Annotated in this window: 4 protein-coding genes and 1 pseudogene; all 5 read left to right on the top strand. The window is 43.0% G+C overall.

Features of this window, described 5'->3' with window-relative positions:
- Nucleotides 1–641: 641 nt before the first annotated feature.
- Nucleotides 642–1865, top strand: a complete 1224-nt coding sequence (locus tag DSOL_RS25530; protein WP_075367512.1) for a hypothetical protein — start codon at nt 642–644, stop codon at nt 1863–1865.
- A gap of 368 nt (nt 1866–2233) precedes the next feature.
- Nucleotides 2234–2359 (top strand): hypothetical protein, encoded by a 126-nt coding sequence (locus tag DSOL_RS29675; RefSeq protein ID WP_282433582.1) that lies wholly within the window; start codon nt 2234–2236, stop codon nt 2357–2359.
- A 193-nt stretch (nt 2360–2552) separates the two neighbouring features.
- Complete coding sequence (ltrA, locus tag DSOL_RS25525) at nt 2553–3797, top strand: group II intron reverse transcriptase/maturase (protein ID WP_075367511.1); 1245 nt, start codon at nt 2553–2555, stop codon at nt 3795–3797.
- Between the two features lie 30 nt (nt 3798–3827).
- Nucleotides 3828–3956 (top strand): hypothetical protein, encoded by a 129-nt coding sequence (locus DSOL_RS29670; protein ID WP_282433581.1) that lies wholly within the window; start codon nt 3828–3830, stop codon nt 3954–3956.
- A gap of 385 nt (nt 3957–4341) precedes the next feature.
- Nucleotides 4342–4606 (top strand): annotated as a pseudogene (locus DSOL_RS25520) (hypothetical protein); the annotation flags it as partial.

Raw genomic sequence — 4606 nt, 5'->3', positions numbered from 1 at the left:
GAATATGAAAATTCGTAAAGTAAAACTAATTCAAGTAAAAGATATTAGTTATGAATTTGATGATTATGTTTCTCAGACAAGATAAAGGCCAGCTTTCCATACAACTGGGCAAGTTGGCTATACATTGATCTTCAGTAATTATCTTCCTTGGTGGGTCACTAGCTTCACGGATCGAGCTCGCGCAGGGGTAAAACATAGTGAACTGGGTCATAGAAGTATTTGATGCGTAGACTGGGTAAGTAAATAAGTTAATGACTAACAAGAAATCGCCAAGCTGTCTTTTTGGCTTGGCGATTTCTTGTTTTTTCTTGGAATATTTCCGTGATCTTAAGAGGAAATAGAGGAAGAATGTGGAAAGTGTAAAGTAACTTATCTAGGAGCTCGGGAAATTATTTAACACAGTGGGATGTGTAGTTGTTTCGAATCCTAGTGTTCGTTGAGAAAATGTAACGGATTACCAAACAGAGTTGCGCTTGGCTATTCTCGTTAATTCAGACCGGTGTTCTTGTGCCACCGGCCAAGCATTCCTAAACTATCCGGACACCGTTCCTACGGTATCCGGCCAGCTTTGAAAATTAATGGAACAAAAACTCCCATATTTGTCGTAGGAAAGGTAGAATCAAATTTGGAGGAGTACTGCAATGAAAAATAATGATTATGGCAATAAAATTACGGAAGAGGATCTATGGCGAGATGAACTACAAATTGATTCGCCGGACCCTGACGAGTACCCTTCGTTATACAACATATCATCAGCCTTCATCTTCCAGTTTCAAGCTGTTCCAAAATTGGTAAATAGCCCTGAGTATGTATATGTACCTGAGAGGCTTTACACTTCTCGCCAATGGACAGAGATAGACGTATTTATTTCAAAGTGGAATATTTCATGGGAAAGTGGCCAGGCAAGGCACGCTTTGTTTGAAAAAGAAGTGCCGGAGAAACTTGAATGGCTGAAACAGTTTAAAGACCACAATGTCTACCTTATTCCAAAGTTACGTGACCGTCAGTATTACGCTTACCTTCCTATCTATCACATGTTACCACCAAGAATCCTACGGTATTATGGATTACCTTTGCTAAAGGGGGGGAACTGGCCACATTCTTTAAGAAGTCCGTTAATCGAAAGAAACCTGCCAAAGGATTTTGATAATAGAGTTTCAAGAGCATTTGCAACCTATATATGGCCTTTACTGAACTCCCAATCACAGATAAGTGCCTACAGTTCCAACGATTCTATAAAGCTGCTAGCACACAATTTGGATTACTGGATGCCTTACGTGAACATAGTAATAGAGAAAAGATTGCAACAGTATGGCAGGGTTGAATATGACAATCAAAAACAAGAGCGTTTAATCAAAGGTGTACAGAGACAGGCTCCTAAAGATATCAGTATTTGTAGGCCATTAATGGGAGGATACATTTGGGAAGGCGAGGAAGATGCTTGGCAGGTGGCAAAAGAACTAGTAGACATGGCGGACAATCAAGGAAAATTGAGGTCAGTAATTGATGCAATTAAATCAAATCGTGTGGAAGACGATTTCTCACTAAAATGGTCATATGAAAGGGAAGACTTTGAGAGGAAGTTGTATAAAAAGCGCTCAAAATTTAGGGTTAAATTTGTAGAGCTTCCAGACACTTTACCTGTTCAAGGGCCAGAAACTGAAGTTGAAAACGATCTGTTTTGGGAAGATTTTGTTGCTTTACTTGACCATAAGGAACGGCAAGTAATTATCTTGATTCGGAACGGCGCAACCAAGGTTGGCGAAATCAGCAGGATACTGGGTTATGCCAATCATAGCCCAGTATCAAAAGCCTTAAAGAAAATTCGAACCAAGCTACAAGATTATGAGAAGAAATCTCAATAACTTCTAGTCCTATCTTTGGGGGGCACAGCCCATTGTACAACAGAATATTCCCGACACCACTTGCCAATACGAAATGATGAGGTTAGCTCTACCAAAAAGGAGTCGATACCATTATCCATATACCCGTTAGGCTAAGTGTGTCCTGAAAGGACGACTGTGCAAAGAAAAGAATGGTGTGGCAGTCGGACGTGCTTTGTAAGAGATGAGGGTAGGCCCCCCGGAACCGGCATGCAGGTGCAGGTTTCAAACCACCATAGGGTGCTGCAACCAAAAGTTGTGGTGCTGAGCGCGTATGGAAAAGGCTGCTGTAGCAGTCAGGTGTGCATCGTGAAGCTGAACGAAAGTGAATAGCCCGTGAAGCGTCGTTAATGGGTTTGTTGCAGTCAAAACCAGATGATTTAGCCACAACTGGGACAAAATCCGGTGGGCGCCTGCTTATTGACCGGATGGCTGTCGGCGTAAAGGCTACAGGAGCACGATATAGGCTCTTATAAGGAACAGGAGAAAGCTAAACCTTGATGATAAGCGAAAAATCCAAGCGCTGACACGACAAGGATGAAAGTAGCGATGCAAGGTTTAGTTTCGGAAGAATTCGTAGTAGTGAGGAAACTGCTGTAATGGCAGTGGAGCGAAGGGATTCTGTTATCTGCACTTCGGAAATTGAACAACCAGAAATGGGAGGATTTGATGAAAGAAGGAAAGCCGTTTGAGATTTCAAAACATCAAGTAATGGAAGCGTACAGACGCGTAAAAGCGAATCATGGCGCAGGCGGTACTGATGGAGTAGACTTCACTGAATTTGAGAAAGATTTGAAAAACAACCTATACAAAATTTGGAACAGGATGTCATCAGGATGCTATTTTCCCGCCGCAGTCAGAGGAGTGGAAATTCCGAAAAAGGATGGCAAGAAAAGATTACTCGGAATTCCAACCATTAGCGACAGGGTTGCACAGATGGTGGTGCGAGTGAACTTTGAACCACAAGTGGAGCCTATATTCTGCGATGATTCGTATGGATACAGGCCGAATCGCTCAGCATTGGATGCAGTGGGGACAGCCCGTATGCGGTGTTGGAAAATGCCGTGGGTCATTGATTTGGACATCAAAGGGCTATTTGACAACATTGACCATGAACTGATGATGAAAGCAGTACGCAAACATACTGACAGCAAATGGGTAACTCTGTATATTGAAAGGTTTCTGAAAGCGCCAATTGTTATGCCGGACGGAACCGTTCAAGAACGGAATGCCGGAACGCCACAAGGAGGAGTAATCAGTCCAGTACTAGCAAATCTGTTTATGCATTATGCATTTGATTGGTGGATGAAACAAAAGCAACCACAAAATCCTTGGGAAAGATATGCAGACGATGCTGTAATTCATTGCCGGACAGAGAAAGAAGCAAAGACGCTGCTTTTTCAGCTTAATAAACGCATGGCAGAATGCAGGCTGGAATTACATCCTGATAAAACGAAAATTGTATATTGCAGAAGTGATGTGAATCCAGAGCACTATGAACATGAGTCCTTTGACTTTCTTGGATACACTTTTCGGAGGCGTATTGTGAAGAGCAAACATGGGAACTTTTTCAATAGCTTTACCCCGGCAGTCAGCAAAGGTGCAAGCCAACATCTGCGAGACAGTATCAGAGAGATACGAAGAAACCACAAAACTGCTTCGCTTGAGGAGTTGGCCGAGCGGATGAATCCTGTTCTTAGAGGTTGGATGAATTATTTTTACAAGTACAGTGCAGGTGAGGCAAGAAATGTTCTCAACTATGTAAATCTCACGCTGATCCAGTGGATCAGGTGCAAGTACAAATCGACAGGCAGAAAGCATTTGAAGTCTCATAAATTGCTCGGTCGCATTTGTAAGGAGCAACCAGATCTATTTTACCACTGGCAGATGGGGCTTCGCCCCTCGGTTGGATAACAAGAGCCGAATGAAAGGAGACTGTGCGCCATGTCATGCGTAGAAAGAATTGTCCGGTTACCGGATCAAAGTCCTTGGAAACACTTTGAGAACAACACCTTACCTGAATTCGAAAGGAAGAGGGAACAAGAGCATGGTGTTAAAGCGTGGATGATTTGAAGATTGTGTAGAATCAGGTTGCGCAAGTTCTGTCCGATATGGTTAAAGCTAGACTGCCTAAACTTAAATTACCAGTGATGGAAGCTCACATCTGAGGATACACAATCTAAATGCTCCTCACTTATGACATACCCGAAATAGCGTTTCTTTCGGAGAAATCCAGAGTCATAAGACATTGAACAATGAGTTCAAGCAAGGTAATGAGTGGGAACCTAAGTCGGACTATTACGTTCTTCCTGCGCAGAACATGGGATTGCCTAACGGGGGAAACTTCTAAGGTAACGGAGTCTTCGTAGTATCCAAGGTGGCGGTTGTAATGACGGTTGCACAGGCGGACTTTAATATGTGCCGCTGGATCGTTGTACCGCCGAAAGGGTAACCAAGTATGCGGGAGATCAGGAGAAGGGAGACAGGTGGTTACGATATCAATCGCTTGGAGGTATGCGGAATGCAGAAGGCCGAAAAAGTATTGGATATCATCGGCGACAGAGGCAAGCGAAAATTACCGTTATATCGCATCTACCGTTTGCTCTACAACAAAGAATTGTATCTTATCGCTTACAAAAATATTTATGCCAACAACGGCGCGATGACGAAGGGTGTGACAGACGAAACAGTTGACGGCATGTCTATCGCCAAGATCGATCATA

The organism is Desulfosporosinus metallidurans (assembly GCF_001936615.1).
Classification (GTDB): Bacteria; Bacillota; Desulfitobacteriia; order Desulfitobacteriales; family Desulfitobacteriaceae; genus Desulfosporosinus; species Desulfosporosinus metallidurans.
The sequence above is the reverse complement of the archived record's forward strand: the minus strand, read 5'-3'. Positions and strand labels throughout refer to the sequence as shown.

Excerpts from the sequence above, each read along its gene's own strand:
- DSOL_RS25530 (WP_075367512.1), top strand. The coding sequence starts at position 642 with ATGAAAAATAATGATTATGGCAATAAAATTACGGAAGAGGATCTATGG.
- DSOL_RS29675 (WP_282433582.1), top strand. The coding sequence starts at position 2,234 with ATGGGTTTGTTGCAGTCAAAACCAGATGATTTAGCCACAACTGGGACA.
- ltrA (WP_075367511.1), top strand. The coding sequence starts at position 2,553 with ATGAAAGAAGGAAAGCCGTTTGAGATTTCAAAACATCAAGTAATGGAA.
- DSOL_RS29670 (WP_282433581.1), top strand. The coding sequence starts at position 3,828 with ATGTCATGCGTAGAAAGAATTGTCCGGTTACCGGATCAAAGTCCTTGG.